The 4,204-nt window shown below is 66.7% G+C and carries 4 protein-coding genes; 2 read left to right on the plus strand and 2 right to left on the minus strand.

The window, feature by feature from the left end:
• Positions 1–69: 69 nt before the first annotated feature.
• Together AC0L3X_RS46575 and AC0L3X_RS46580 are read right to left on the minus strand one after the other, a co-directional pair.
• Complete coding sequence (locus AC0L3X_RS46575) at positions 70–477, minus strand: hypothetical protein (protein WP_063980635.1); 408 nt, start codon at positions 475–477, stop codon at positions 70–72.
• A gap of 268 nt (positions 478–745) precedes the next feature.
• On the minus strand, positions 746–1,858 hold the full coding sequence (locus AC0L3X_RS46580; RefSeq protein WP_063980634.1) for an NADH:flavin oxidoreductase/NADH oxidase: 1,113 nt from the start codon (positions 1,856–1,858) through the stop codon (positions 746–748).
• Positions 1,859–2,346: 488 nt separating this feature from the next.
• On the opposite strand from AC0L3X_RS46580, the gene AC0L3X_RS46585 reads away from it, so the two are divergent.
• On the plus strand, positions 2,347–3,459 hold the full coding sequence (locus tag AC0L3X_RS46585) for an NADH:flavin oxidoreductase/NADH oxidase (protein ID WP_063980634.1): 1,113 nt from the start codon (positions 2,347–2,349) through the stop codon (positions 3,457–3,459).
• Positions 3,460–3,727: 268 nt separating this feature from the next.
• Positions 3,728–4,135, plus strand: a complete 408-nt coding sequence (locus tag AC0L3X_RS46590; protein WP_063980635.1) for a hypothetical protein — start codon at positions 3,728–3,730, stop codon at positions 4,133–4,135.
• The last annotated feature ends 69 nt before the right edge of the window (positions 4,136–4,204 follow it).

The following is a 4,204-nucleotide window of genomic DNA, read 5'->3' on the forward strand; positions in this document are numbered from 1 at the left end:
CCCTCCCCCGCAAGGGGGGAGGGAACGCGGTGTGCTTGTGGCGCGACCTTTTTCCAACAGCTGTCGTAGCTACGCCCGCATCCTGGCTTTCGTGCCCGCGACGATCTGCATGGCGACGCCGGCGATCCAGCCGAACAAAGCGAGCCAGGTCCACGCCAGGTGCGGCTCGAGGCGGAGCACGATGACGCCGACGGAGGCGAGCGCGGTGAGCGTGGCGCAGAGCGTGCCCGCGGCGCTCAGGAATTCCGCGGCATCGATGGCGCTATGCGCGTCGTCGAAGGGCAGTTGCGGCGTGTCGATGCCGAGATAGAAGCCGACGAAGCCGAGCAGCATCATCAGCAGCAGGAAGCCCTGCGTGGTGAGCGGGGCGATCGAAGATCCCACATAGGCGCCGACGAACAACCCGCACGCCGCGCCTGCCATCGCGAGACCCACGCGCTCGAACACGTGGGCAGTCTTGCGAACACGAAACCGCATGGCGGGCCTCCCTGAGGAGTTGGGTGCGCGGGAGGGTAGGCCAGTTTTGCGGTGCGTGGAAGGTGAGGAGAGTTACGGATGCGTGAGGGCGCGGGATAGTGAGGGCACGATCGCCCGCGCTGCCCCCACCGCTGTCGTCCCGGACAAGCGAAGCACAGATCCGGGATCACCACAGGGAGAGATTTGGCGAAGACTTTAAGTTGTGCAGTGGCAACTCATACCGCGCATCATCGTGAGATCACGCGGTATGGCAGCGCCCTCTCGCGCCCTACCTTGCCCCGAACGTGGTCTTGCCGAACAGCGCCTTTTGCGTCGACGGCTGCGAGCGCCAGTATTGCGGCGGGGCTTCGACTTCGCCGCCGAGTTCGGCCGCGGCGTGCCAGCCCCAGCGGGGATCGTAGAGCAAGCTGCGGCCGAGCGCGACCATGTCGGCCTTGCCGGATGCCACGATCTCCTCGGCGTGTTTGGCTTCGGTGATCAGGCCGACGGCGATGGTGGGCAATCCGGTCTCGCGCTTGATGGCCTCGGCAAACTGCACCTGATAGCCGGGGCCGAGCGGGATCTTCTGCAGCGGCGAGACGCCGCCGGAGGAGGCATCGATCCAGTCGACGCCGCGCGCCTTCAGCGCGTTTGCGAACGTGATGGTCTGCGCCAGGTCCCAGCCGCCCTCGACCCAGTCGGTCGACGACACCCGCATGCCGACCGGCTTGTCGTGCGGGAAGACCGCGCGCACCGCGTCGTAGATCTCGAGCGGAAAGCGCATGCGGTTTTCGAGCGAACCGCCATATTCGTCGGTGCGCCTGTTGGAGATCGGCGACAGGAACTGATGCATGAGATAGCCGTGCGCGCCGTGCAGCTCGATCGCGTCGATGCCGAGCCGGGCAGCGCGCTTGGCGCTGTCGACGAAGGCCTCGCGGATGCGCTTCAGGCCGGCGGCATCGAGCGCCAGCGGCGCGGCCTCGCCTTCCTTGTGCGGCAGCGCCGACGGCGCCACCGTCTGCCAGCCGCCTTCACTCTGCGGAATGAGCTGGCCGCCGTCCCAAGGCCGCGCGCTGGAGGCCTTGCGGCCGGCATGGGCGAGCTGCATCGCGACGGCCGTGGTGGAATGCTTGCGCACGGAGGAGAGGATCTGCTTCAGCGCGGCTTCGCAGGCGTCGCTGTAGAGCCCGAGACAGCCCGGCGTGATGCGGCCGATCGCCTCCACATGGGTCGCCTCGATGCAGAACATCGACGCGCCCGACAGCGCGAGGTTGTTGATATGGGTGAAGTGCCAGTCGGTGGCGACGCCGTCGTCGGCCGAATACTGGCACATCGGCGACACCACGACGCGGTTCTTCAGCGTCAGGCCGCGCAGCTTGATCGGGGAAAACAGGGCGCTCATGCGGGGAGTTCCGGGGGATGGAGGAATGGAAGCGATTGCATGAAGTTTAGTAGCCCTACGGCGAATTGCCAGCTGCGCGGCGGACATGCCCGCCCGCGGCGCCATGCATTGCGCGCGTCATATGATCACAAGGCGGAGATAACCCTCGGCCGCTTGCCAGGAACTCCACTGTCATCCCGGGGCACGCGAAGCGCGAGCCCGGGATCCATAACCACGGGATTGGGTTTTACGAAGATCGACAACAGCTGGTCTTCGCCAAACGTCTCTCTCCCTGTGCCTATGGATCCCGGGCTCGCGCTTCGCGTGCCCCGGGATGACAGTGGAGTTCCTGGCAAGCGGCCGAGGGTTATCTCCGCCTTGTGATCATATGACGCGCGCAATGCATGGCGCCGCGGGCGGGCATGTCCGCCGCGCAGCTGGCAATTCGCCGTAGGGCTACTAAACTTCATGCAATCGCTTCCATTCCTCCATCCCCCGGAACTCCCCGCATGAGCGCCCTGTTTTCCCCGATCAAGCTGCGCGGCCTGACGCTGAAGAACCGCGTCGTGGTGTCGCCGATGTGCCAGTATTCGGCCGACGACGGCGTCGCCACCGACTGGCACTTCACCCATATCAACAACCTCGCGCTGTCGGGCGCGTCGATGTTCTGCATCGAGGCGACCCATGTGGAGGCGATCGGCCGCATCACGCCGGGCTGTCTCGGGCTCTACAGCGACGCCTGCGAAGCCGCGCTGAAGCAGATCCTCTCCTCCGTGCGCAAGCATTCCACCACGGCCGTCGCGATGCAGCTCGCCCATGCCGGCCGCAAGGCCTCCAGCGCGCGGCCTTGGGACGGCGGCCAGCTCATTCCGCAGAGTGAAGGCGGCTGGCAGACGGTGGCGCCGTCGGCGCTGCCGCACAAGGAAGGCGAGGCCGCGCCGCTGGCGCTCGATGCCGCCGGCCTGAAGCGCATCCGCGAGGCCTTCGTCGACAGCGCCAAGCGCGCTGCCCGGCTCGGCATCGACGCGATCGAGCTGCACGGCGCGCACGGCTATCTCATGCATCAGTTCCTGTCGCCGATCTCCAACAGGCGCACCGACGAATATGGCGGTTCGCTCGAAAACCGCATGCGCTTTCCGCTCGAGATCTACGACGCGGTGCGCGCGGTCTTCCCGCACGACAAGCCGGTCGGCATGCGGGTGTCGTCGACCGACTGGGTCGAGGGCGGCTGGGACCTGGCGCAGACCATCACGTTCGCAAACGCGCTGAAGGCGCGCGGCGTCGACTGGATCGATGCCTCCTCCGGCGGCGTCTCGCCGCTGCAGAAGATCCCGCTCGGCCCCGGCTATCAGGTGCAGTTTGCCGAGGCCATCAAGCGCGAGACCGGATTGCCCACCATCGCCGTCGGCCTGATCACCGAAGCCAAACACGCCGAGGAGATCGTGGCATCCGGCAAGGCCGACATGGTCGCGCTCGGCCGCAGCTTGCTCTACGATCCCCGCTGGGGCTGGCACGCCGCGGCCGAACTCGGCGGCGAAGTCGAAGCCCCGCCGCAATACTGGCGCTCGCAGCCGTCGACGCAAAAGGCGCTGTTCGGCAAGACCACGTTCGGGGCAAGGTAGGGCGCGAGAGGGCGCTGCCATACCGCGTGATCTCACGATGATGCGCGGTATGAGTTGCCACTGCACAACTTAAAGTCTTCGCCAAATCTCTCCCTGTGGTGATCCCGGATCTGTGCTTCGCTTGTCCGGGACGACAGCGGTGGGGGCAGCGCGGGCGATCGTGCCCTCACTATCCCGCGCCCTCACGCATCCGTAACTCTCCTCACCTTCCACGCACCGCAAAACTGGCCTACCCTCCCGCGCACCCAACTCCTCAGGGAGGCCCGCCATGCGGTTTCGTGTTCGCAAGACTGCCCACGTGTTCGAGCGCGTGGGTCTCGCGATGGCAGGCGCGGCGTGCGGGTTGTTCGTCGGCGCCTATGTGGGATCTTCGATCGCCCCGCTCACCACGCAGGGCTTCCTGCTGCTGATGATGCTGCTCGGCTTCGTCGGCTTCTATCTCGGCATCGACACGCCGCAACTGCCCTTCGACGACGCGCATAGCGCCATCGATGCCGCGGAATTCCTGAGCGCCGCGGGCACGCTCTGCGCCACGCTCACCGCGCTCGCCTCCGTCGGCGTCATCGTGCTCCGCCTCGAGCCGCACCTGGCGTGGACCTGGCTCGCTTTGTTCGGCTGGATCGCCGGCGTCGCCATGCAGATCGTCGCGGGCACGAAAGCCAGGATGCGGGCGTAGCTACGACAGCTGTTGGAAAAAGGTCGCGCCACAAGCACACCGCGTTCCCTCCCCCCTTGCGGGGGAGGG

The organism is Bradyrhizobium sp. MI1.7 (assembly GCF_055811795.1).